21 protein-coding genes are annotated in these 22,437 nt (G+C 70.4%); 8 read left to right on the forward strand and 13 right to left on the reverse strand.

What is annotated here, in order from left to right:
• Nucleotides 1–22: 22 nt before the first annotated feature.
• On the reverse strand, nucleotides 23–1,930 hold the full coding sequence (locus tag ACWD02_RS14690; RefSeq protein WP_451209443.1) for a rhamnogalacturonan lyase: 1,908 nt from the start codon (nucleotides 1,928–1,930) through the stop codon (nucleotides 23–25).
• Nucleotides 1,931–2,196: 266 nt separating this feature from the next.
• Between ACWD02_RS14690 and ACWD02_RS14695 the strand changes: the two genes are divergently transcribed.
• The 3 genes from ACWD02_RS14695 to ACWD02_RS14705 all read left to right on the forward strand — a co-directional run bounded on the left by ACWD02_RS14695 (nucleotide 2,197) and on the right by ACWD02_RS14705 (nucleotide 4,544).
• A complete protein-coding gene (locus tag ACWD02_RS14695) occupies nucleotides 2,197–2,730 on the forward strand; it encodes a SigE family RNA polymerase sigma factor (RefSeq protein WP_363206360.1) in 534 nt (177 codons plus the stop codon).
• A complete protein-coding gene (locus ACWD02_RS14700; protein ID WP_451209446.1) occupies nucleotides 2,730–3,605 on the forward strand; it encodes a hypothetical protein in 876 nt (291 codons plus the stop codon). The genes ACWD02_RS14695 and ACWD02_RS14700 overlap by 1 nt, the downstream gene beginning before the upstream one ends.
• Nucleotides 3,606–3,701: 96 nt before the next feature.
• On the forward strand, nucleotides 3,702–4,544 hold the full coding sequence (locus ACWD02_RS14705; RefSeq protein WP_451209449.1) for a pectate lyase: 843 nt from the start codon (nucleotides 3,702–3,704) through the stop codon (nucleotides 4,542–4,544).
• A 55-nt stretch (nucleotides 4,545–4,599) separates the two neighbouring features.
• On the opposite strand, the gene ACWD02_RS14710 is transcribed toward ACWD02_RS14705, so the two are convergent.
• On the reverse strand, nucleotides 4,600–5,715 hold the full coding sequence (locus tag ACWD02_RS14710) for a pectinesterase family protein (protein ID WP_451209451.1): 1,116 nt from the start codon (nucleotides 5,713–5,715) through the stop codon (nucleotides 4,600–4,602).
• Nucleotides 5,716–5,786: 71 nt separating this feature from the next.
• Nucleotides 5,787–7,013, reverse strand: a complete 1,227-nt coding sequence (locus ACWD02_RS14715; protein ID WP_451209454.1) for a pectate lyase family protein — start codon at nucleotides 7,011–7,013, stop codon at nucleotides 5,787–5,789.
• On the opposite strand from ACWD02_RS14715, the gene ACWD02_RS14720 reads away from it, so the two are divergent.
• Nucleotides 7,003–7,152, forward strand: a complete 150-nt coding sequence (locus ACWD02_RS14720; RefSeq protein ID WP_451209457.1) for a hypothetical protein — start codon at nucleotides 7,003–7,005, stop codon at nucleotides 7,150–7,152. The two genes, ACWD02_RS14715 and ACWD02_RS14720, sit on opposite strands and share 11 nt — an antisense overlap.
• Here the strand turns inward: ACWD02_RS14720 and ACWD02_RS14725 are convergent.
• The 10 genes from ACWD02_RS14725 to ACWD02_RS14770 form a co-directional block, all read right to left on the reverse strand.
• The gene (locus tag ACWD02_RS14725; RefSeq protein ID WP_451209460.1) at nucleotides 7,130–7,948 is read right to left on the reverse strand and encodes a rhamnogalacturonan acetylesterase; all 819 of its coding nucleotides are present in this window, start codon (nucleotides 7,946–7,948) and stop codon (nucleotides 7,130–7,132) included. The genes ACWD02_RS14720 and ACWD02_RS14725 overlap by 23 nt on opposite strands.
• On the reverse strand, nucleotides 7,945–9,309 hold the full coding sequence (locus ACWD02_RS14730; protein WP_451209463.1) for an ABC transporter substrate-binding protein: 1,365 nt from the start codon (nucleotides 9,307–9,309) through the stop codon (nucleotides 7,945–7,947). Before ACWD02_RS14730 ends, ACWD02_RS14725 begins: the two co-directional genes overlap by 4 nt.
• A gap of 67 nt (nucleotides 9,310–9,376) precedes the next feature.
• Nucleotides 9,377–10,948 carry a family 43 glycosylhydrolase gene (locus ACWD02_RS14735; protein ID WP_451209466.1) on the reverse strand — a complete coding sequence of 524 codons (1,572 nt, stop codon included), beginning with the start codon at nucleotides 10,946–10,948 and terminating at the stop codon, nucleotides 9,377–9,379.
• Nucleotides 10,945–11,799, reverse strand: a complete 855-nt coding sequence (locus ACWD02_RS14740; protein WP_451209469.1) for a DUF6807 domain-containing protein — start codon at nucleotides 11,797–11,799, stop codon at nucleotides 10,945–10,947. The genes ACWD02_RS14735 and ACWD02_RS14740 overlap by 4 nt, the downstream gene beginning before the upstream one ends.
• Before the next feature lie 7 nt (nucleotides 11,800–11,806).
• Nucleotides 11,807–13,063: a Gfo/Idh/MocA family protein gene (locus tag ACWD02_RS14745; protein ID WP_451209472.1), complete on the reverse strand. Its 1,257-nt coding sequence runs from the start codon at nucleotides 13,061–13,063 to the stop codon at nucleotides 11,807–11,809.
• Nucleotides 13,060–13,935, reverse strand: a complete 876-nt coding sequence (locus ACWD02_RS14750; RefSeq protein WP_451210766.1) for a carbohydrate ABC transporter permease — start codon at nucleotides 13,933–13,935, stop codon at nucleotides 13,060–13,062. The genes ACWD02_RS14745 and ACWD02_RS14750 overlap by 4 nt, the downstream gene beginning before the upstream one ends.
• A 32-nt stretch (nucleotides 13,936–13,967) precedes the next feature.
• The gene (locus tag ACWD02_RS14755) at nucleotides 13,968–14,924 is read right to left on the reverse strand and encodes a carbohydrate ABC transporter permease (RefSeq protein WP_451209475.1); all 957 of its coding nucleotides are present in this window, start codon (nucleotides 14,922–14,924) and stop codon (nucleotides 13,968–13,970) included.
• 142 nt (nucleotides 14,925–15,066) lie between these two features.
• The gene (araD, locus tag ACWD02_RS14760) at nucleotides 15,067–16,782 is read right to left on the reverse strand and encodes an L-arabinonate dehydratase (RefSeq protein WP_451209478.1); all 1,716 of its coding nucleotides are present in this window, start codon (nucleotides 16,780–16,782) and stop codon (nucleotides 15,067–15,069) included.
• On the reverse strand, nucleotides 16,779–17,705 hold the full coding sequence (locus tag ACWD02_RS14765; RefSeq protein ID WP_451209481.1) for a dihydrodipicolinate synthase family protein: 927 nt from the start codon (nucleotides 17,703–17,705) through the stop codon (nucleotides 16,779–16,781). The genes araD and ACWD02_RS14765 overlap by 4 nt, the downstream gene beginning before the upstream one ends.
• A complete protein-coding gene (locus ACWD02_RS14770; protein WP_451209484.1) occupies nucleotides 17,702–18,346 on the reverse strand; it encodes a GntR family transcriptional regulator in 645 nt (214 codons plus the stop codon). The genes ACWD02_RS14765 and ACWD02_RS14770 overlap by 4 nt, the downstream gene beginning before the upstream one ends.
• Nucleotides 18,347–18,646: 300 nt before the next feature.
• On the opposite strand from ACWD02_RS14770, the gene ACWD02_RS14775 reads away from it, so the two are divergent.
• Genes ACWD02_RS14775 through ACWD02_RS14790 form a run of 4 tightly spaced genes read left to right on the forward strand, consistent with a single transcriptional unit; the run spans nucleotide 18,647 to nucleotide 22,418 of the window.
• Entirely contained in the window at nucleotides 18,647–19,948 is a 1,302-nt protein-coding gene (locus tag ACWD02_RS14775) for an ABC transporter substrate-binding protein (protein ID WP_451209487.1), read from the forward strand.
• Between the two features lie 11 nt (nucleotides 19,949–19,959).
• On the forward strand, nucleotides 19,960–20,949 hold the full coding sequence (locus tag ACWD02_RS14780; protein WP_451210769.1) for a carbohydrate ABC transporter permease: 990 nt from the start codon (nucleotides 19,960–19,962) through the stop codon (nucleotides 20,947–20,949).
• The gene (locus tag ACWD02_RS14785; RefSeq protein ID WP_451209490.1) at nucleotides 20,946–21,830 is read left to right on the forward strand and encodes a carbohydrate ABC transporter permease; all 885 of its coding nucleotides are present in this window, start codon (nucleotides 20,946–20,948) and stop codon (nucleotides 21,828–21,830) included. The genes ACWD02_RS14780 and ACWD02_RS14785 overlap by 4 nt, the downstream gene beginning before the upstream one ends.
• A gap of 39 nt (nucleotides 21,831–21,869) precedes the next feature.
• On the forward strand, nucleotides 21,870–22,418 hold the full coding sequence (locus ACWD02_RS14790; RefSeq protein WP_451209493.1) for a hypothetical protein: 549 nt from the start codon (nucleotides 21,870–21,872) through the stop codon (nucleotides 22,416–22,418).
• Nucleotides 22,419–22,437: the final 19 nt, after the last annotated feature.

Raw genomic sequence — 22,437 nt, forward strand, 5'->3', positions numbered from 1 at the left:
CGGGGCGTCGTGCTGTTCCACTTCAGGGAGTGGACACCACCGGGCGCGGTGCCTTTGCCATGCCTGCGCCGATGTAGAAGCTTGGGTGTGGGGGTTGGTTGTAGGCGGTGTTCTGCCATGCGAGCGCCGTGTGGTACTGGATGTCGTGGAGCAGTGTGGTGATCTTCGTGTTCGTCTCGTGCGGGGTGGAGTAGATCCGCAGCGCCTTGTTGTCCGACGTGCGCCACACGACTTCCTCGCGCCAGTCGCCGAGGATGTCTCCGGAGAGCGCGGGGGTCGCCTTCGTGCCGTTGTTGGACGCGACCGAGGCCCCTGTCAGGAGGCGGGTCTCGCCGCCCGTGCCGTACTTGTCGATCCGGGTGCCGTCGAGGAGTTCGCGGGTGGTGTCGCCGTCCCACCAGTTCACGAAGTTGACGCTGGACGGCTCGCGGCCGACCGACGCCCCGGACGGTGAGCGCAGGGTGCTGTCGGCCGCGGACCAGGACTCGGCGCCCGCCGAACCGGCGTAGACGTCGGCGGACACGCCCCGGCCGTTGTCGGAGCCCGAAGCAGTGGTCCACAGGCGCTGCCCCGTGCGGGCGTCGGCCATCCAGGAGCCGGGCTTGGAGCTGTCCTCGGACACCTTGAAGTACTCCAGGCCCGCGCGTGAGGGGTCGAGGTCGCCGACGTGCCCGGCGTCGCCGTGCCCGAGCTTGGTCGTCCACAGGCCGCTGCCGTTGTCGTCGACGGTCATCGCGCCGTAGACGATCTCGTCCTTGCCGTCGGCGTCGACGTCCGCCACCGACAGGCTGTGGTTGCCCTGGCCGTCGTACCCCTTGCCGGTGTTCGTCGAGGAGTTGGTGTCGAAGGTCCAGCGCCGGGTGAAGGCCCCGTTCCGCCAGTCCCAGGCGGCGATGACCGAACGCGTGTAGTAGCCGCGCGCCATGATCAGTGAGGGCCTGCTGCCGTCGAGGTAGGCGGTACCGGCGAGGAAACGGTCCACTCGGTTGCCGTAACTGTCGCCCCAGCTTGCGACGTTGCCCCGCGCGGGGACGTAGTCGACCGTGTCGAGCGCGGCGCCGGAGCGGCCGTCGAACATGGTCAGGTACTCGGGCCCGGCCAGGACGTAGCCGCCGGAGTTGCGGTGGTCGGCCGACGCGCTGCCGATCACCTTGCCCGCGCCGTCCTTCGTGCCGTCCGCCGTCTTCGTGGCGACCTCGGCCCTGCCGTCACCGTCGTAGTCGTACACCTGGAACTGCGTGTAGTGCGCGCCCGAGCGGATGTTCCTGCCCAGGTCGATCCGCCACAGGCGGCTGCCGTCCAGCTTGATACCGTCGATGATCGTGTTGCCGGTGTAGCCGGACTGGGAGTTGTCCTTGGCGTTGGTGGGCTGCCACTTCAGTACGAAGTCAAGGGCGCCGTCCCCGTCGAGGTCACCCACGGACGCGTCATTGGCCTCGTAGGTGTAGGCCACGCCGTCCGGGGTCGTGCCCCCGGCCGGCGGCGTGATCGGCACGTCCTTGTACCCGGCGCGGAACTGCACCGCGTGCACGGAGTCGCCCTGCTCGGCGCCGTCGACCACCGCGCGCACCGTGTAGTCGGCGCTGTTGGGTGCGCCCGCGTGGAAGTAGTTCGTCGAGCCGGTGACCGGGGACGAGTTGACCTTCGCACCACCTCGGTAGACGTTGAAGGCCACGTCGTCGACATCGGTGCCGAGCCAGCGCCAGCTGACCAGGTTCCCGGCGTCGGTGTGCACGCTGACCACGCCACGGTCGAGGGCTTCGGCCTGGCGCGTGGTGGCCGCGGACGAGGTGGACGACAGGGCGATGAGCCCTCCGGCGGCGAGTGCGCCCGCGACGACGGCGGTGACCAGGACCCGGCCGCGGGCCCGGCGTGCTCTTCGGCTTCGACCTCGGCGGCGGCGCAGTTCGGTGTACGGGTGCTCGGGCATCGGGGGCTCCTGCGGGGGAGTGCGGGGAGAGGGACAGTGCCTCGACTCAGTCGCCGCGGGGCGAGCAGAAGGTTGCCGCCCGTACGATTCCGTCCCCCGGATCCCCGGACCCTGCGGGCCAATGGCGCATGGCTCAGATCCGCCTGGGATTCCGGACGTTGTTCGATCTTTCGTACGGACGTTGCTATGCTCGCGCACCGCGCTTCGGCGGTACGGGGGTCACCAGCGCGCGGGCAGAGCCGCGCAAGCACAGAAAGAGGTCACCCGTGGGGACAGCCGTCGATGACGCCGCCGCCGCGGAGTTCCACGACTTCTTCGAGCGGCACTACAACGAACTCGCGCGCCTGGCACACATGCTGACCGGTGAGAAGGACGCCGCGGACGATCTGGCGGCCGACGCCCTGGTCGCGCTCTGGAACCGCTGGGACCGGGTCAGGGCCGCCGACCATCCGGCCGCGTACGCCCGTGGTGTCGTCGCCAACATGGCCCGCAGCCGCATCCGCAGCGCCGTGCGAGAGCGCCGTCGGGTGGCCTTGTTCTGGGGGCAGCGCGCGGAGGGCGTCGACGACCCGGACGTACCCGCTGTCGTCGACGTCCAGGAGGCGTTGCGTACGCTGCCGTTCCGTAAGCGGGCCTGTGTGGTCCTGCGGCACGCCTTCGACCTGTCGGAGAAGGACTGCGCGCTCACCCTCGGGATATCGGTCGGTACGGTGAAGAGCCAGACGTCCAAGGGGATGGCGGAGCTGCAACGGCTTCTCGGCGAGCGGGCCGCGTCGCAACTCGTGGGAGGGAGGCAGTGATGGACGACGTACGCAATCAGCTGCGCGATGCCGCGGCCGAGCACCGCCCCGACAGGGAACGGATGCTCGCCCGGGTCGAGCGCGGCATGGAGCGGGACTCCGCCGACCTCGGTGGCTCCTCCCGCGGCAGGCTGCGCCGGCCCGCCCCCTGGCTGCGGATCGCGGGCGCGACCGCCGCCGTGGCCGGGGTCTTCGCGCTCGGTGGATACGCCGTCGCCTCGGTCGTCCAGGGCGAGAAGCCGCCGCCGAGCACCGTGGGCACGCCCGCCGCCCCCGATTCCCAGGCCGGGCCGAGCCCCTCCGCTTCCGGGCCGGACGACGAGAACGCCGGGCCCAGTGCACCGGCGGAGCCCGCGCAGCCGTCGGGCAAGGCCACGAAGGGCACGCCCGGCAAGGACGAGGACCCGGACGCGAAACGGCCGCCGAAGAAGTCCGGCCCGCCGCCCTCCACGCGGCGCCTGGCGCCGGACGCCAAGGGCGTCGAGGACGGTTACCTCTGGAGCGACGGCTCCGTCGACCCGCAGAGCAACGACTTCTGGGCGCAGAGCACCCTCACCTTCAAGACCGGCAAACCGCTCACCGCGCTCAGCGTCGAGCTGCGTGTCGCGCAGACCGGCGGGGTCAACGACACGGGCAACTGGCGTTCTCTGCCCGCCGACGACTTCTCCGTCTCCGTGCGCGAGGAGGGTGATGAGCTGGTCTACCGCTGGACGCTGAAGGCGGGCCGGACCGTTCCGGCGGGCGAACACGTCTTCGCGGGCCAGTACAACCACGCCGAAGGCGGCAGGGACGCGGGCGAGGACACCTTCGCGGCGGAGGCGACCGCTTCGGGCCAGCAGGCCGCGGTACGAGGCGACTTCGCCCGCACGTCGTAGGCCCCGTACAAGAAATCTCGCGCACCCGGCAACCTTCCGCACCCGGGCGGAGACCAGCAGACGCAAGGTCATCCCCCCAGCGAAAGAGCGGTCCCCATGACCACGCAACGAGCCGAACTGCGCAAGAGCCGCAAGCGCCGCCTCACCCGCCGCCGCGCCGTGGGCGCGGCGGGCGGCGCGCTCCTGCTGACCGGCGCCACCCTCGGCGCCGGCGCGCTGCTCTCCCCGGCGGGAGCGGCCACCACGGCCGCCGCCTGGCCGACCCCCACCGGCGACAAGCCCGTCACCAAGACCATCGAGGTGTCCGGAACCTACGACGGCGGACTCCAGCGCCACTACGGCAGCGGAGACCTCGGCGGCGACGGCCAGGAGGAGGGCCAGGACCCGATCTTCAAGCTGAAGGACGGCGCGGTGCTGAAGAACGTCGTGCTCGGCAAGCCTGCCGCCGACGGCGTGCACTGCTCGGGCAGCTGCACCATCCAGAACGTGTGGTGGGAGGACGTCGGCGAGGACGCGGCCACCTTCAAGGGCACGTCGTCCGGCTCGACGTACAACGTCACCGGCGGCGGCGCGAAGAAGGCCGACGACAAGGTCCTCCAGTTCAACGGCGCGGGCAAGCTGAACATCAGCGGCTTCCAGGTCTCGGACTTCGGCAAGCTGGTGCGCTCCTGCGGCAACTGCTCCAAGCAGTACAAGCGCACGATCACCGTCAACGACGTGGACGTCACCGCGCCCGGCAAGTCCCTGGTCGGCATCAACACCAACTACGGCGACACGGCGACCCTCCGCCAGATACGCATCCACGGGGACAGCAGCAAGAAGATCAAGCCCTGTATCCGCTACACCGGCAACAGTTCGGGCGACGAGCCCAAGGAGACGGGCAGCGGCCCCGACGGGACGTACTGCAAGTACAGCGCGTCGGACATCAGCTACCAGTAGCCCTCACACCGGGCCACCAGCGACCGCGTTCCCGGTCGCTGGTGGCCCGGTGCCGTCAGTACCCTCCGCGGAGCCGCGGCGTCCAGTCCCCCAAGTAAGCGCCACGCGTCGCGGACTCAGCCTGGAGACGGGTGAGTTGAGGCCGGTTCTCCGGCACCACAACGGCCGCTCCCGGCCCCACGTTGCGGTACTCCGCGAACCGCTGGGCCTGCCAGGGATGGGCGTCACGCATGTTCGCGTACGGGGCCACCGCGTCGATGCCGGGCCCCAGGTGGGTGTCGCGCACCGTGAGCATGGGGCGGGCCGTCGTGTCGGAGCTGGGGACCCAGGGGCGGGCCAGCTTGTAGTACGCGTCCGGTGCGCCGCTCGTCACCCGGCCCCGGGTGACGAGATAGCCGCGCGGATTGGCGACGGCGGTGGACGGCGCGAAGACGAAGCCGTACGGCGCCGCCGCCAGGTCGATCCGGGTGAGCGTGTGGAAGTGGCAGCGCTCGAAGACGGCGGTGGCCCGGCCGAAGACGAAGTCGACGTCGCCCTCCACGTAGCAGTCGCGGAAGTACTGGCGGGCGAAGGCGCCCAGGTCCACGGTGTCGGCGTAGAGGGTGTCCTGGTGGCCCAGGAACCGGCAGCGGAAGAACGCCGAGCGGTCGCCCATGACCTTGAGGGCGACGGCCTGGGTTCCCGTGTACTCGGGGTGGTCGGCGCGCAGCCAGTCGTTGGCGAACGTGATCGCACGGGCGGTGAAACCGGCGGCCCGCACGGTCGTGGTGGCCGAGCCGCTGGTGCCGTAGGTGCCGGACCCGTCGGGCTTCGGGGTGCCCGCCGCGTTGGCGTACACGATGACCGTGTCGCGCGGGTCGCCGCTCGCGCCGACGAGAGTGAGTCCCGTGCTCGTCTCGGGAACGTTCACCGTCTCGCGGTACGTGCCCGGGGCGAGGACCAGGGTCCACCCGGGACCGGAGGCGGCGTCCACCGCGGCCTGGACCGTGGTGTGGTCGCCGCCGCCCGCCGGGTCGACGTACAGCGTCCGGCGGGTGGGGCGGTGCTCCGCGGCGCGGGCGGACGGCGTCCGGCCGAGGGCGAGCGCGGCCCCGGCGCCCGCGCCCGCGGCGAGCAACGCACGCCTGCGGACAGGGGAGTTGAGGCGGACGGGGGAGTGGTGCGAGGGCATGGCTGCTCCTTCGCCTTGCGGTCAGTGAGGAGGTGGCGGGGAGGGGAGGAGGTGAGCGGGAGGGCGGTGGCTCAGCGGCGCTTGCCCGCGCCCGCGTGACGCGCCAGCAGTCCCGGCAGCTTGCGCGGGTCGTCCACCCGCGTCCGGAGGGTCGGCGTCCAGCCCGCACCCGACTGGAGGGTCTCCTCCGGGAGCTCCGCGTTGTGTACGGCGATGAGATCGACGCGCTTGCCGTTGACGTAGTTGGCGTCGGCGGTGACCGGCGCCTCCTTCCACTTCTTGAGGATCTTCGCGGCGCTGACCCCGCGCGGGAGCGTGAACGCGTTCCTCTGGGCGACGAGTTGGGACTCCTGGCCGATGCCGAACGAGTACTGGTAGCCGTCGGCGGGGACCACGTAGTGGTTGTTGTAGGCGTCGACCTGACCGAAGCGCACGCGCGGCGCACGCTCGACGATGTCCCTGAAGACGTTGTGGTGCAGGGTGACCCGCAGCTTGCCGCGGTCGGTGGCGCCCGCGCTGTCGCTGTTGCCGATCATCAGGGTCTTGTCGTGGTCGGCGAAGACGTTCCAGGAGACGGTGACCAGATCCGCGCCGCGCACGACGTCGAGCTCGCCGTCGTGCTGCTGGTAGATCTCGCCGTAGTAGGACGGCAGCGAACTGTCGGGGTGCTCGCCGTCGGTGAACGTGTTGTGATCCACCCACACGTGCGTCGAGCCGTACACGACCATGCTGTCGTACTCGGAGTTCCAGGCTCCTCTGTCCCCGTCCGTGGGGTCCCACTGCGGGAAGCAGTCAAGCGGGCTCTCCAGGGTGAGGTTGCGGACCACGACGTTGTCCACGCCCTGGATCTGCAGGCTGCCGCCGACGATCCCGGCGTTCCTGCCGACGCCCACGATGGTCGTGTCGGCCGGGACGTACGCCTTGATCGCCGCGGCCTGCCGCGTCGCCGACGCCGCCCGCAGATCCTCCTGCGCGCCGCTGACCGGCGTGTCGCGTCCCCACACGGCGGGGTCGTAGTCGGCGAGATAGCGCTCGAAGTCGTAGCCGTCGGCCTCGAACGCGGCGCAGCCCGCGGCCGTCGCGTTCAGGGTGCCCTTGACCTTGATGACCCGGGGCGCGCCCGCGTCGTCCGCGAGCGCGGCCCGCAGCTCCTCCCAGGTGGTGACGGTGTAGGTGTGCGCCGCGTCGGCACCGGCGCCGCCGGTGGTGCCGCCGTCGGCCGACGCCCACCCGTCGCGGGGCGGCAGTACGTCGTGCCGGGCGCCGGCGGCCGAGGCAGGGGTACTGGTGACCGCCACCACCAGGGCGGTGCACCCGGCGAGCGCTGTGAGGGATCTGCGTGCGGTCACGCTCGTCGTCGATCTCGTCGATCTCGTCGATCTAATCGATCTCGTCGTTCTTGTGGTCCTCATCGTCACGGTCCTTCCGGCCAAGTGATCCAGGATTGGGGTATCGCGGCGTCGAGCCGCCGCACGTCCCGCGGCGTGAGCACCTGGTGGTGCAGCAGCCCGGCCGCCACCAGGCGGGCCACTTCGATCGCGCCCGGCGGGTTGAAGTGCGTGTTGTCCTGCTCGGTGGCGGTCCAGTTGAAGTACGCCTTGGTCGCCTCGGCGCCGAGCTTCTGCCACAGCGCGAGGGACTGGGTCTGCACGTCGAGCAGCGGCACCCCCTCGGCCGCGGCCAGCGCGCGCATCGCGGCCGGATACTCGCCATGGGTCGGCAGGGTGACGCCGTCCGCGTCGAACTTCCTGCGCTCCACGGCGCTCACGAGCACCGGCCGCGCGCCGCGGGAGCGCGCCCCGTCGACGTACTGCCTGAGGTAGTCCTGGTAGGTCGACCAGGGCTCGGTGTAGCGCGTCGGGTCGGCGCTCTTCTCGTCGTTGTGCGCGAACTGGATGAGGAGGCGGTCGCCGGGTCTGATCGTCTCCAGGATCACCGCGAGCCGGCCCTCGTCGACGAAGCTCTTCGAACTGCGTCCGTTCATCGCGTGGTTGGCGACCCGCAGGCGGTCTCGCAGGAAGAAGGGGAGGGCCATGCCCCAGCCGGTCTCGGGCGCCGCGTCCGCGTACTTCTGTGCGGCGGTGGAGTCCGAGGCGATGTAGAGCGTGGGTGTGGGCGTGGTGCCGGCGGGGCGGGCGAATGCCGCCGGGGCCGCGGCCGCCGCGAGCGGGAGGCTCGCGAGGGCCGCGACCGCACGGCGTCGGCCGACGCCGTGCGTGGGGCGCGCTGTCACTTGTTCTGTTCGTTCCACTCGGCCTGAGCCTTGTTGAGCTGCTCGGCGAGGGTGTCGAGGAAGTCCTTCGCGGACATCTTGCCGAGCAGGACCTTCTGGTAGTTCGGCTCGTTGTCGGCCTTGCTGATGGTGTTCCAGTCGGGCAGGTAGTACGGCAGCTGCACGACCTTCAGGGAGCCGTCGTTGAGCGCGGCGGCGGCCAGCTTCGTGGGCTCGGCCTCGTTCACCCAGGCGTCCTTGGAGGCCGCGACGTTGGCGGGGATGGCGCCCGCCGACTTGTTCCACTTGCTGTTGGACTCGTGCGAGGCGGCGAACTCGATGAACTTCCAGGCGGCGGCCTTCTTCTTGCTCGACTTGAAGAGGCCGAGCCCGTCGACCGGGTTGGAGACCTGGACGCGGATGCCCGCGTCGGTCGTCGGGTTGGGCAGACCGCGGAACTTGTCCTCACCGAGCGCCTTCACGTGGTCCGTGTAGGAGCCGAGGTTGTGGCTGAGCATGCCGATCTGGCCCGTGTCCCACTGGGCGTTCATCTTCTTGAAGTCGTTGTTGACGTCGGCCTCGGGGGTGTTCTTCTTGTAGAGCGCGACGTACTTCTCCAGCGCCTTCACGTTCTTCGGGTCGTTGACGGTGGTCTTCTCGCCGTCCCAGAACGACCCGATGCCGGACTGGCCGTAGGCCGCGTCGAGCGCCTGCGCGATGGACCCCTCGCCGCCGCGGATGGTGTACCCGAACTTGTTCTCGCCCTTGGCGGTGAGCTTGTCGGCCGCCTTGTAGAACTTGCTCCAGGTGGTGGGGGCGTCCAGGCCCGCGGCCTTGAACAGGTCGGTGCGGTAGTACAGGACGCCGTTGCTCGCCGACGTCGGCACCGTGAAGAGCCGGTTGCCGCCGCCCGCGGCCCGGACGCTGTCCACCATGCCCGGGTTGAGCTTGCCCTCCAGGGAGCTGCCGCTGAGCCGGTCGTCCAGCGGCTCCAGGGCATTCTGCGCGGAGATCCCGGCGAGCATCGCGGCACCGACGCCACCGACGTCGGGCAGGCCGCCGCCCTGGATCGCGGTGTCGTACTTGGACTGGACGCTCTCGGCGGGGATCGGTACGTACTTGACGTTGATGTCCGGGTTCTTCGCCTCGAAGTCCTTGATGATCTCCTTCCAGACGTCGGTGCGGACACCGCCGTTGTTGTCCCAGAAGGTGATCTCGCCCTTGCCGGAGCCCTCCTTGCCCTTGTCTCCGCCCGCCCCGCTGCCGTCATCGCCGCAGGCGGTGGCGGTCAGCGCGAACGCGGCGGTGAAGGCGACGGCGGCCACCGCGCGACGGCTTCTGCTTCTGTTTCCGCTTCTGTTTCCGCGGATGGTGAGGTTCATGGTCGGCTCTCTTCGTCGGATTACGGGTGGTGCGAGGTGATGTGGGGTCAGGGGGTGCGGGCCGGATTCAGTGGCTGGTGATCCGGAAGTGCGTGAACAGGGCTGTCCCGGCCCCGTTCCGTCCCGTGGGGGCCGTGGCGAACAGGCCGAGCAGGGCGCCCACCCATCGCCATGGCGTCGCGGCGAAGACCTGGCCCGAGGGGCGGAAGCCGTCGCCGGTGTCGGCGAGGAAGCGGCAGCGGGCGCCGTCCGTGACCTCGATCCGCAACCGGGCGGTGCCGTCGGGGGCGGGGCGCGGGTACTCGGCGTCGCGCTCGCGTTCCGCGACCGGCTCCGCGAACCGGTGGACGAGGCGGACCGTGCCGTCATCGGCGCGTTCGAGGCCGATCCAGCCGAAGGCGTCACCGAGCACGGTGAGCCCGGCCCTGGCGCCGGCCGTGGAGCCGTCGAGTCGGAGCCCGACCTCGACGGAGCACGGCGTGAGCGGAAGGCGCTGGGTCAGGACGTGGGGCAGACGGCGCGGGTCGTCGGCTTCCGCGGACCTGACGCAGGTCAGCCGCAGACCGTCCGAACCATGCGAAGTCGCCCACCCCTCAAGGGGGTTGGCGGACCACTGCCACTGGCGGCCGTGCCGTCCGCCGGGGAAGTCGTCGTCGGTGGCGGGCGCGGACACGGGCTGCGCGGGCAGGTCGGGCTTCTTGTGCACGGCGACGGGGGCGCCGCCGTCCCCGATCACGGGCCAGCCGTCGGGGTCCCAGCCCATCGGCTGGAGGTGGACGACCCTGCCGTACGCGCCGCGCTGCTGGAAGTGCAGGAACCAGTCGGCACCGGACGGGGTACGCACCCAGCCGCCCTGGTGCGGGCCGTTGACGGCGGTGTCCCGCTGCTCCAGGACGATCCGCTCCTCGTAGGGGCCGTGGAAGGTCCGGGAGCGGAAAGCACCCTGCCAGCCGGTCTCCACTCCGCCCGCGGGGGCGAAGATCCAGAACGAGCCGTCGTGGCGATACAGCTTGGGTCCCTCCAGCGTGAACCAGCCGGGAAGTCGGTCCCCGTCGACCAACACCCGCCCCTCGTCCAGGAGGTCACGACCGTCCGGGCTCATGCGGTGGCCCGTGAGCCGGTTCTTGATCCCGGAGCGCGACTTGGCCCAGGCGTGCACGAGATAGGCCTCGCCCCGTTCCTCGTCCCACAACGGGCAGGCGTCGATGAGGCCCTTGCCCGCCTTGACGAGGTGCGGCGCGCTCCAAGGGCCGCGGATGTCGGGCGAGTTGACCTGGAAGATGCCGTGGTCCGGGTCACCCCAGAAGATCCAGAACCGTCCCTCGTGGTGCCGGATCGACGGCGCCCACACCCCGCAGTCGTGCCGTGGCGCGGCGAACGACTCCGCGGGTTCGAGGTGCTCCAGGGCGTGCCCGATCAGGGTCCAGTTCACCAGGTCGTGGGAGTGCAGGAGCGGCAGCCCCGGGGCGCGCCCGAAGCTGGACGCGGTGAGGTAGAAGTCGTCGCCGACCCGCACGACGTCGGGGTCCGACCAGTCGGCGGCGAGGACGGGGTTGCGGTAGGTCCCGTCGCCGAGGTCACCCGTGCGGCCGGTGAGAGAACCGGGCTTGTCCGGGCCGCTCGTCCGGTGCGCGTTCACGCCGTCACCGCCTTGCGGACGAGCCCCGCGGCCTCGGTCCGGCTCGGGCGGCCGTCGGAGACGACGGTGAGGACACGGCGTACGACGGTCTCGCCGGGGCCGATCGGCAGGCGGCGGGTGTGCGCGAGCGAGGAGCCGACGCCGGGATACTCCGCGGTCCGCACGAACCACGGGTCACGCCGCGTCTCGGGGGTGGCCCCGGCGAAGACGAGCGTCCAGCCCTGACCGGAGAGTGCCACCCAGTCGGCCGTCGCCCCGTGCACGGCGGCCTCGCCGTCGGCGTCCGCGGTGAACACCTCGGGGGGCCGCGTCTCCTTGGGGGCACGCCAGAAGAAGCCCCCGTAGGCGGCGCCGGGGCGGCCGTTGGTGGCGGGGCTGCCGATCGAGATCTCCGCCGCGGCCGGATTGGTGAGGGAGAACGTGAAGTCGAGGGCCCAGGCGGACGGGGTGAGGGGCGTGACGGCGACGGTGCGCCGCTCGCGCAGCAGCTCGCACTCACCGTCGAGCCAGCCGATCTCCTCGACGAACCCGTCGGGGTCGCGCAGCTTGAACTCCAGATGGCGCTGTTCACCGTGGTTGTCGAGCTCGGTGGGCCCCTGGTCGCGTACGTAGGTGCGCCCGCCCCAGAAGTTGCGGCCCGCGGCGTCGGGCACGGCGACGCCCACGCCGAGGTGGTGCGGGTGGTCGGCCGGACCGTACTCGGTGACGGGGAGGCCGCCGAAGGTGCGGACGGGGTGGAGATAGGGGCGGGGCGCAAGGCGCGGGCCCGCCGAGGGGTGGATGACGTAGCGGCCGACGGGGCGGCCCGAGCAGCGCAGCATGAGCGCGGTGTCACTCGCGGTTCTGTTCATGGCGTACTCACCTCGGTGGGGTTTCGGCGGTGGGTGACGGGGAGGCGGGGGACTCGGGGGTGGCGGCAGCGACCGGCCGTGCGGCGGAACGGGAGTCGGGCAGCGCCCAGAACGTGCCGAGCTCGGCGAAGCCGCACAACGTGTCGGCGCTCGCCGCGACAAGTCCGTCGATGCCGTGCACGACCCGGCGCCGCACGCCTTCGTGCTCGCCGGGCACCGTGCGCCATGCCTCGGCCGGCAGGGGGAGTGGATCGGGCGCCGTGCGGACCGCCTCGACGACCTTCATGAAGGCGCCCGTCGACGCCGGTGGAACCAGCAGTTCGGCGCGGCCCGCGAGGTGACCGACAAGGTTTTCGAGGAGGTCCGTCCGCCCGTGAAGGACCTCCTCGGGCCCGTGCCCGGCGCGCTGCACGAGCACCCGGTCCTGCTTGTACCAGAACGTGATGCGGCCCCGGGTGCCGTGGACGATGACGTACGGCTCGTCGGGACGCTCGGCGCAGAGGGTCGCGGCGACGCCTACGCGGCCGCCGCGCGTGGTGCTGATCCCCACGAAGGAGGTGTCGTCCGACTCGATGGCGTTGGCGCGGAACAGCTCCGTGTCCACCCGTGCGATGTCCTCGGCCCGCGTGGACCCCTCCACCGCCAGGGCGGTGGCGACGGCGTGGGCCAGGGGGTTGGTCAGGACCCCGTCCAGGACGTCCGCGCCGTCCATGCGGCGCCGCCCCGCCCAGGGCGCGCGCCGGTAGTACGCCTCGTCGCGGGCCCAGGCTCCCGCCGCGCCGACGCCCATCGGCTCCCCGACCGCGCCATCGGCGACCAGGGCGCGGATGGCGGGCACGGCGTGCGAGCCGAGCGACTGGAACCCGACCTGGCAGACCACGCCCCCGGCGGCCACCGCGTCGGTGATCCGCCGGAACGCGGCGTACGACGGGGCGGGCGGCTTCTCCAGGAGCAGGTGCACGCCTCGCTCGGCGGCGGCCACGGCCAGGTCGGCGTGGGTGGGGATGGGCGTGCAGATGACGGCGACGGCGGCTCCGGTGGCGTCGAGCAGTCCCGCGAAGTCCGCGGACTGCGCGGGCTCGCCGAGCCCGTCAAGTTCGGCACCGGTCAGCGGCGCGAGCTCGCAGATCCCCACCAGGCGTACGAGTCCCGCCTGTTGGAGGCGCCGGATGTTCTCCAGGTGCCATCTGCCGTGCCCGCGAGCCCCGGCGAGGACCAGCGGAAGCGGGGCGCCGGGCGCCTTCGGGGCTGGGCCAGGGCTCATCCCTTCACCGCCCCGGCGCTGAACCCCGTGACCAGCCACTTCTGGATGAAGGCGAAGACGATCACGACGGGCAGGGCGGCGATGACGCCGCCGGCCGCGAGCGCGCCGAGGTCGACGCTGTCGGCGCCCATCAGGGTGGCGAGACCGACCGGGATCGTCTGCTTGTCCTGGTTGGAGAGGAACATCAGGGCGAACAGGAAGTGGTTCCAGCTGTGCACGAAGGCGAAGGAGCCGACCGCGATCAGACCGGGGCGAAGGAGCGGCAGGACCACGGCGCAGAAGGCGCGGAAGCGTCCGCAGCCGTCGACCCAGGCGGCTTCCTCCAGGGAGTAGGGCACGTTCTTGATGAATCCGCTGATCAGGATCATCGAGAGCGGCAGCTGGAAGACGGCCTCGGCGATGATCACGCTGCCGAGCGAGTTGATCATCTGGAGGTTGGCGAAGATCTGGAAGAGCGGCACCAGCATCAGCGCGCCCGGGATGAACTGCGAGCACAGCAGCGCCAGCATGAAACCGCGCTTGATCTTGAAGTCGAAGCGGGCCAGGGCGTAGCCGCCCGCCAGGGCGACGACCGTGGTCATCAGCATCGAAAGGACGCCGACGATCAGGCTGTTCTGGAAGAAGAGGCCGAAGCTGCGCTCGGTCCACACCTTGTCGAAGTGCTCGAAGGTGATCGGCCAGGGTAGCAGCGAGGTCGAGCCCGCCGGGCGGATCGCGAAGAGCAGCATCCAGTAGAACGGGATGAGCGTGAAGAGGAGGTAGAGGCCGAGCGGCAGGTAGATCTGCCAGCGGGGGGCCTCGTCCCAGGGGCGCCGCTTCGGTGTGCGGGGGCCGCCGGCGCGGGGCTCGGCGGTCGCGGTGATGTCCGCCATGGCGCTTTCCCTGTCGAGGTGCTGAGTGGTGGTCACTTGTCCTGACCTCCGAACTTGCTCAGCCGCAGATAGACCATCGAGCAGAAGAGGAGGATCACGAACGCGATGGAGGTCAGCGCGGAGGCGTAGCCGAAGTCGTGCGAGTCGACGGCGATGGACGCGATGCGCAGCGGCAGGGTCGTCGTCTCGCCCGCGGGTCCGCCGCCGGTGAGGGTGTAGAGCAGGTCGACGTTGTTGAACTCCCAGACCGCGCGCAGCAGCGTGGAGAGGATGATCGCGTCCTTGAGGTGCGGCAGCGTGATGTGCAGGAACTGCCGGAAGCGGCTCGCGCCGTCCACCTCCGCCGCCTCGTACAGGTCCTTCGAGACGGACTGCAGGTCGGCCAGGATGAGGATCGCGAAGAAGGGGACGCCGCGCCAGAGTTCGGCGACGACGACGGCGGGGAAGACGGTGCTGGTGTCCGAGAGCCAGGACGTCCCGTACGAGCCGATGCCCATGTCCGCGAGGTAACGGGTGATGCCTGTCTGCGAGTTGAAGATCAGCAGCCAGATCGTCGAGGTGAGCACGCCGGAGACGGCCCACGGCGAGAAGACCATCGCGCGGGCCATCGCGCGGCCGATGAACGTCTGGTTCACGATCAGTGCGAGCCCCAGGCCGAGGAGCAGTTGCAGGACGACCTCGACGACGACCCACTGGAGGCTGAAGCCGAGCGTCTGCCAGAACTGCGGGTCATCGGTGAACGCGGTGACGAAGTTGTCGAAGCCCGCGAAGCCGTCGCGCCAGGGCTTGGTCGGGTTGTGGTGGCGCAGGCTGTAGTAGAAGACGCTGATGACGGGGTAGGCGATGAAGCCCACCATCAGGAGTCCGGCCGGCGCGATCAGCAGATACGGGAGACGGCGCGGGGTCGCTCCCGTTCGGCGCCGGTGCGCACCCGGCATGCGGCGCCGGGGCGGTGGCTGCGGTGGCGCTTTCGCCACAGCTGAGGCCATGTCTGCTTCTCCGTTCTCAGGGGCGGCACACGGTCCGCGAGATGAAGCGCTTCGCAGACGTCGTTCGAGATCTCGTACAGAGGAGGAAGTGCGTGAGAGGTCGTGCGAGAAAGCCGTGGAGCTCAACCCGCGTACGGGTCGCTCAGCCCACGTACGGGTCGGGGACCTCGCCGTCGCGGGCCAGGAACGCGAAGTCGCAGCCGGTGTCGGCCTGGGTGATCTGCTCGTCGTAGAGCGCGCCGTAGCCGCGTCCGAAGCGGGCGGGCGGCGGCGTCCACGCGGCCCGTCGCCGCGCCAGCTCCTCGTCGGACACGTCGAGACAGAGGGAGCGCGCCTCGACGTCCAGGGTGATCCGGTCGCCCGTGCGGACCAGGGCGAGCGGCCCGCCCACGTGCGACTCGGGCGCGATGTGCAGCACACACGCGCCGTACGACGTGCCGCTCATCCGCGCGTCGGAGATCCGCACCATGTCACGCACCCCCTGCTTGAGCAGATGGTCGGGAATCGGGAGCATGCCGTACTCGGGCATCCCGGGGCCGCCCCTGGGGCCCGAACCCCGCAGCACCAGTACGTGGTCGGCGGTGATGCCGAGCTCCGGGTCGTTGATGGTGCGCTGCATCTGCCGGTAGTCGTCGAAGACGACCGCGGGGCCGGTGTGACGCAGCAGCCGCGGCTCGGCGGCGATGTGCTTGATGACGGCCCCGTCCGGGCAGAGGTTGCCGCGCAGGACCGCCACTCCGCCCTCCTCGGCCAGGGGCTTCGTACGGGGCCTGATGACTTCGGGGTTGTGCACGACGGCGCCCGCGAGCTGCTCGCGCAGGCTGTCGTGGGCGACGGTGGGCCGGTCCAGGTGCAGTACGTCGGTCAACTGGGCCAGGAACGCCGGGAGTCCGCCCGCGAAGTGGAAGTCCTCCATGAGGTACTGACCGCCGGGGCGCAGGTTGGCGAGCACCGGGACGGTCCGTGCGATCCGGTCGAAGTCGTCGAGCGTGAGCCGTACGCCGCTGCGGCCCGCCATGGCGATCAGGTGGATCACGGCGTTGGTGGAGCCGCCGAGCGCGAGCACGGTGGCGACCGCGTCCTCGTAGGCATCGGCGGTCAGGAACCGCGACAACTTCATGTCCTGGTGCACGAGTTCGACGATCCGCAGGCCGGACGCGGCCGCCATCCGGTCATGTCCGGAGTCCACCGCGGGGATGGCGGAGGCGCCGGGCATCGTCACGCCGAGGGCCTCGGCCGCGGCGGTCAGCGTGGAGGCGGTGCCCATGGTCATGCAGTGCCCGGGGGAGCGGGCAAGGCCGTTCTCCAGCTCGCCCAGTTCGCAGTCACCGATGAGGCCGGCGCGCTTGTCGTCCCAGTACTTCCACATGTCGGTGCCGGAACCGAGCACCTCGTTGCGCCAGTGGCCGGGGAGCATGGGCCCCGCGGGCACGAAGACGGTCGGCAGGTCGACGCTCGCGGCGCCCATGAGCAGGGCGGGCGTCGTCTTGTCGCAGCCGCCCATCAGCACCGCCCCGTCCACGGGGTAGGACCGAAGCAGCTCCTCCGTCTCCATGGCGAGGAGATTCCGGTAGAGCATCGGCGTCGGCTTCTGGAACGTCTCCGAGAGCGTGGAGACGGGGAACTCCAGGGGGAAGCCGCCCGCCTGCCACACCCCGCGCTTGACCGCCTGGGCGCGGTCGCGCAGGTGGACGTGGCACGGGTTGATGTCGGACCACGTGTTGAGGACCGCGATGACGGGCTTGCCCAGATGCTCCTCGGGCAGATACCCGAGCTGCCGGGTGCGCGCCCGGTGGCTGAAGGACCGCAGGCCGTCCGTGCCCCACCACTGGTGGCTGCGCAGCTCGTCGGCCCTCATGCCGACCACGCCTTGACCAGGGCCGCTATCTCGTCGCGCCGCTCCTCGGGCAGCACCCGGCTCGGCGGGCGCACCTCGCGTCGGCACAGACCGAGCGCCGCCAGGGCTTCCTTGACGACCGTGACGTTGTCCGCGGACTGATCGGCGGCGCGCAGCTCCTCGAAGCGGCGGATCCGCTCCCAGACCTCCATGGCCGCCGGATAGTCGCCGGCCCGCAGCGCCCGAAGCATGCTCAGTGACACCTCGGGCGCGACATTGACCAGACCCGAGGTGAAGCCGGTGGCGCCGACGGCCCAGTAGGCGGGCGCGTACAGCTCGGCGAGCCCCGCCACCCACACGAAGCGGTCGAGCCCCGCGTCCCGGGCGAACGCGGCGAAGGCGGCGGCGTCCGGGGTCGCGTACTTCGCGCCGATCACGTTGGGACACAGGGCCGCCAGGTCGGCGAGGCGTTGGCCGGTGAGGCGCGGATTGCGGATGTAGGGGACGACACCCAGCTCGGGCACGGCGTCGGCGACGGCACGGTGGTAGTCGACCCAGCCGTCCTGCGACACGTACGGATGCACGGGCTGATGGACCATCACCATGTGCGCGCCCGCGTCCCGCGCGTGCCGGGCCGCGGAGATCGCCGTCGGCAGATCATGGCCGACACCGACGAGCACGAAGGCACCGCCGGGCCCCGCCTCCTCCATGGTCAACTCGGTGACCAGGCGCCGCTCTTCGGGGCTCAGCGCGTAGAACTCACCGGTGTTCCCGTTCGGGGTGAGCGTGCGCACGCCTCCGTCGACGAGCCGCCTGACCAGGGTGCGGTAGGTGTCCCGCTCCACCGATCCGTCCTCGGCGAACGGTGTCACCGGGATCGCGACCACATCGGCGAGCGCCGAACGCAGCTCGCCGAAACGGGAGTCGAGGATCGGGCCGGTCATGAAAGCTCCCCTTCCGGGAACGCCCGCCGTACGAACGAGGCGATGTGGTCGTGGAGTCCGCGTGCCGCCGCGTCGGCCTCCCCCGCGAGTGCGAGCCGCAGGATCTCCCGGTGCTCGGCCGCCTCCCGCTCCCAGGAGGGCAGCGTCGCCCAGGCGACGGCGGACACCAGGGCCGCCTGGTCGCGCACGTCGTCGAGCATCCGGGACAGCAGCGGGTTGCCGCACGGGACGTAGAGAGCGCGGTGGAACTCCCGGTTGGCCAGGGAGCGTTCGGCCGCGTCCGCGGCGGAGTCAGCGCGCTCCAGCGCGTCGCGCGCCTCCTCCAGGTGGGCGCCGCTGCGGACGGTGCGCCGCAGGGCCTCCGGTTCGAGCAGCAGACGTACGTCGTAGACCTCCTGCGCCATGGCCGCGTCCACCGTGCGCACGGTGGCGCCCTTGTACTGGCTCATGACGACGAGACCGGTCCCGGCGAGCGTCTTCAGCGCTTCCCGAACGGGCGTCTTGGAGACGGCGAACTGGGCGGCGAGCTCGGTCTCGACGAGGGGCTGGCCGGGCGCCAACTGCCCGGTGAGGATGCGGTGCTTGACCGCCTCGAGCACGTACTGCGTGCGCGAGGGGATGGGGTGGGGCGCAAAGTTCATCGATGCTCTCAGTCGTCGTGCGGCCGTCCTGCGGTCATCGCGTACGGCCGTCGTGCAGTCATCGCGTATCGCGTCTCATATATGACGTACGAAGTACGACGCGATGAAGCTAGGGCGCCGACCGGCCCGCGTCAACGTTTCGCGCAAGAAAACTCGTTCGAAATATCGAAGTTGGAGCGCGTCGTCTCGAAGCGCTTCGACTGTTACCGCCCGAACCGTTGACGTACTCATCGCGGCTCCCTACCTTGTCCCGGCAAGCGCTTTCCTAAAACGATTCAATCGCGTAGCGGAGGACGAACTGTGCCGACGAATGGGGAAGTTGACAGGCGCGGCCTGTTGAAGCTGGCCGGTGGCTCCTTGGCGGCCCTCGGACTGACCGCGGCGGGCTGCGGCGGCGGAAGCGGAGCCGGGGACGGGACCGTCACCATCCGGTACGCGTGGTGGGGCTCCGACGACCGCGCCAAGCGGATCAACCGCACCATCGAGCTCTTCGAGAAGAAGCACCCGAAGATCAAGGTGAAGACGGACTTCCAGCCCTACCTCGACTTCTGGAAGAAGTTCAACACCCAGGCCTCCGGCGGCAACCCGCCCGACGTCTTCCAGAACGCGATCGGCTTCCTGCGCAAGTACGACAAGCGCAACGTGCTGCTCGACCTGAACGCGCAGGCCAAGGCGGGCAACCTGCGCCTGGACGGATTCCGGGCGGGCCTGGAGAAGTTCGGCGAGGTCGACGGCAAGCTGCTCGGCGTCCCCGTGGGCAGCAACTCCATGGCCCTGGTGATCGACAAGCCGGTCTTCGAGAAGGCCGGGGTCACCCCGGAGATGGGCTGGACCTGGGACGACTTCCACACCGCGATGGAGAAGATCCACAAGCAGGGCAGGGCCGGCGACAGCGGCCTCTACGGCGTCATGTACCTCTACGACCCCTACCTGCGTCAGCAGGGCAAGGCATTCTTCACCGAGAACGGCCTGGGCTTCGACGAGGCCGACCTCAAGGAGTGGTGGACCAAGGGGTACGCCGGGGTGAAGTCGGGGATCTACGCCGACCCGAAGAAGGTCGCCCAGATCAAGCCCAAGTCGGCCGTGGCCGCCGAGATCGCCGCGTCCGAGTTCACCTGGGACAACTTCACCGTCCGCTACACCGCCGAGGGCAAGAGTGAGTACGGCCTGGCCCCGCTCCCGACCACCGACGGCAAGAAGACGGGTCAGTACCTCGGCTCGCTGATGCTCAGCGGCTCCAAGCGCACCCAACACCCCAAGGAGGTCGCGCGGTTCATCGACTTCATGGTGCACGACCCCGAGGTCGCCAAGATCATGGGATACGACCGCGGCGTACCCACCACGACCGCGCAGTATGAGGCGTACAAGCCCGCCGAGGAGAAGGACAAGGTGATCGCCTCGGTGAACAAGGAGATCGCCGCGTACGAGGAGCAGCTCGTCGAATCCGGTGTCCTGGAGACCATCACGCCGCACCCGGCCGGCGCGGACGTCTGCGAGGCGGCGTTCCTGCGCATCGCTGAGGAGCTGGCTCTGGGGGAGCGGTCGGTGGACGAAGCGGTGAAGCAGTTCTTCACCGAGTGCAAGACCGCGCTCGGTTCCTGATGGGCGGCACGATGGCGTCCCTTCAGGCCTCGGTGGGCGCGCCCGCCCCCGAGAAGCCGTCGCCGCCGAGCGGCCGCCGCCTCCCCGAGGCCGCCCGGCGGCGACGGCGGGGCGAGAACATCGCCGGGTTCCTGTTCATGTCGCCGTGGCTCGCGGGTTTCCTGCTGCTCACGGCCGGACCCATGGTCGCCTCGCTCTACTTCGCGTTCACCGACTACAACCTCTTCGACGCGCCCCGGTGGATCGGCCTGGACAACTTCACCGAGATGTTCGGCGACCCGCGCTGGCGCAAGTCGGTGGAGGTGACGCTCTGGTACGTCGTCGTCGGCACCCCGCTGAAGCTGGCGGCCGCCCTCGGCGTGGCGCTGCTGCTGAACCAGAAGCGGCGCGGGCAGGCCTTCTACCGGGCCGCGTTCTACGCGCCGTCCCTGATCGGGGCGAGCGTCTCGATCGCGGTCGTCTGGAAGGCGATCTTCTCCGACGACGCCATCGTCGACCGTACGCAGCGGGCGATCTTCGGCATGGACGTCGGTGGCTGGACCGGCGACCCGCAGTGGATCATCTACAGTCTCGTGGCGCTCACGGTCTGGCAGTTCGGCGCGCCGATGGTCATCTTCCTGGCCGGATTGAAGCAGGTGCCGCGCGAGCTGTACGAGGCGGCGGAGGTGGACGGTGCGGGCACCTGGCGGCGGTTCTGGAACATCACGCTGCCGATGATCTCCCCGGTCCTCTTCTTCAACGTCCTTTTGGAGACCATCCACTCCTTCCAGATCTTCGCCTCTGCGTACATCGTCGGCGGCGGAGCGGGCGGCAACGCCTGTGGCCCGGCGGACGGTTCGCTCGTCTACACCTGTTATCTCTACGTCCAGGGCTTCGAGAACAGCCGGATGGGCCTGGCGTCGGCCATGGCCTGGATGCTGCTGCTCGCGGTGGCGCTGGTGACGGCGGTCCTGTTCTGGTCCCAGAAGCGCTGGGTGCACTACGAGGAGGGCGCCCGATGACCGCGTCGCACACACAGCCCGCACCGCACGCACGGCCCGGCCGCCGACGGCGTCCGGCCGGTTCGCTCGCCTGGCACATCGGCTCCCTGGCGGTCCTCGCCGTGGTCCTCTACCCGGTGATCTGGGCGCTCGGCGGTTCGTTCAAGCCGAACGACGAGATCGTCGGCAGCCTCGACCTGTTCCCGACCGACCCCATCGTCGCGAACTACGCCGGTCTTGCCGACGGGATCGCCGACATCTCCATCGCCACCTTCTTCTCCAACTCCCTGTACCTGGCGCTGGGTTCGGTGGTGGGGGTCCTTGTCTCCTGCTCCCTCGCGGGGTACGCCTTCGCGCGCATCAGGTTCGCGGGCCGCAATCTGCTGTTCGCCCTGATGATCGGGACCCTGCTCCTTCCGTACCACGTGCTCCTGATCCCGCAGTATGTGCTGTTCCAGAAGATGGGCCTGATCAACACCTATACGCCGCTGCTGCTCGGCAAGTACCTCGCGGTGGACGCCTTCTTCGTCTTCCTGATGGTGCAGTTCATGCGGAACCTTCCCAAGGAGCTGGACGAGGCGGCGCGGCTCGATGGCTGCGGGCATCTGCGGATCTACTGGTCGATCGTGCTTCCGCTGTGCAGGCCCGCGCTCATCACCAGCGCGATCTTCACCTTCATCAACTCCTGGAACGACTTCATGGGGCCGCTGATCTATCTCAACGACCCCTCGAAGTACACCGTCTCGCTCGGCCTGAAGATGTTCGTCGACCAGGTGGGCCTGGCCAACTACGGCGGCATGATCGCCATGTCCCTCGTCGCGCTGCTGCCCGTCCTCGCGTTCTTCCTGGCCTTCCAGCGCTACCTGATCGACGGTATGGCCACGTCGGGTCTGAAGGGCTGAGGCCGCGTGAGCGGGACATTTGTCAAGAGGTCCCTGTTCATGGACCGATTCGGCGCCTTCGCCGAGTGTCTGCTGACCGGGGTGTGGATCGCGCTCGCCGCCCTGCCCCTGGTCACCCTGCCCGCCGCCTTCGCAGCCGGGTCCCGCCACCTGGACCGGCATCTGGCCCACGAAACCGCGGGCTGGCGGGAGTTCACCGCCGATCTGCGCGCGGCGGCCCGGCGCGGCTGGCTGGTGGGTCTCGCAGGATGGGCGGCGCTCGCCCTGCTCCTCGCCGACATCGCGTTCGTACGGGCGGGTCTTCCCGGTGGCGCGTTCGTCGGCGCGGTCGGGGTCATCGCCCTGTTCGTCCTGGTCGTCGCGGGGCTGCGGGCGGCCGCGAACTGGGGCCCCGGGGCATCGTGGCGCGCGCTCCTGACCGGGGCGGTGCGCCGCACGCTGCGCGATCCCGCCGGGTCACTGGTGATCGTGTGCGGGTTCGCGGTGGTCGCCGCGTCCGCCTGGTTCGCCCTGCCGTTGGCGGCACCCGCCCTCGGGATGGTCGCGGCGGCTGCCCTGGCCGTCGAACGGCGCGGCGTGGCGGTTTGAGGACCACGTCACGAAGCCG

The organism is Streptomyces sp. NPDC002853, from assembly GCF_053591915.1.